Consider the following 946-nt stretch of genomic DNA (forward strand, 5'->3'; position numbering starts at 1 on the left):
CTGTTTTCGACAGCTCTGTATCTCGCGGTCAACCTGCTGAATTCCCAGTAACTGGCGTAATTCAAGGTTGGGTACAAGCTCTACAAATGATGCCTGTTGGCTCTAAGTGGAAGCTATACATCCCTCAAGATCTAGCATACGGTGAGCGTGGCGCAGGTGCTGCAATCCCACCATTTGCTGCTCTAGTATTTGAAGTAGAACTTCTAGCAATTCTTTGATTTTTATAAAAACCTTTAGTAAAACAAAATACTATAGGTAAATAAAATTGAAATAATCCAACGGCGATGTGACTACATCGCCGTTTTTCGTTTATAGTGAAAGAGTAAATTACTTTATTACTTAAGGACGAATAATGAAGAAAGTACTCATCACAGTTTTAAGCAGCCTTGCTGTTGTCTCTTGCGCTAGCACTAGCGACTCTGAACAAACCAGTTCATCATCAGATACCAACTATTCCCAACTATCCCAAACTGCACTGATGGCTGCAGTGAATATGTGGTCTCAGCAGAACGAAACAACACCGCTTGTGGATACGGTAGCTGACCAAGCTTCTGTTACCAGCGACCAAGCAGTTGGCGGTATTGGTTCAATGTTAGCCCTTGCACAAAACTCTCTTGGCACAGCCGACAACAAAGAACTCGCGACACTTATTCCGGGTATGTCGAGCCTTGAGTCTACTGGTCTATCATCGCTACTAAGCTCACAAGGTGCCGTTGAAAGTGCGTTTTCTGGATTAGGTATGGATCCATCAATGGTTACAACATTTGCACCCATCATTCTTCAAGCACTGCAGTCACAAGGTGCAACGAGCGGCCTGATGGATTCACTTTCAGCTATATGGCAATAATCGTTAGTTATTAATAGCTAGCTTAAAATCTAATAAGGGCACTTCGGTGCTCTTTTTTGTGCGTGGAAGAAAAGATATTTGAGATACGAGATACGAGAT

The 946-nt window shown here is 42.7% G+C and carries 2 protein-coding genes; both read left to right on the plus strand.

Annotated features, from left to right (window positions below):
- The coding region (locus AB4329_RS03385) for an FKBP-type peptidyl-prolyl cis-trans isomerase (protein ID WP_170967442.1) at positions 1–218 on the plus strand (218 nt) is incomplete at its 5' end.
- Between the two features lie 134 nt (positions 219–352).
- On the plus strand, positions 353–847 hold the full coding sequence (locus AB4329_RS03390; protein ID WP_017058875.1) for a DUF2780 domain-containing protein: 495 nt from the start codon (positions 353–355) through the stop codon (positions 845–847).
- Positions 848–946: the final 99 nt, after the last annotated feature.

It is taken from the genome of Vibrio sp. 10N.261.54.A5 (assembly GCF_041471145.1).
Classification (GTDB): Bacteria; Pseudomonadota; Gammaproteobacteria; order Enterobacterales; family Vibrionaceae; genus Vibrio; species Vibrio crassostreae_C.

Coding starts and splice junctions, on each gene's coding strand:
- AB4329_RS03390 (WP_017058875.1), top strand. CDS start 353: ATGAAGAAAGTACTCATCACAGTTTTAAGCAGCCTTGCTGTTGTCTCT.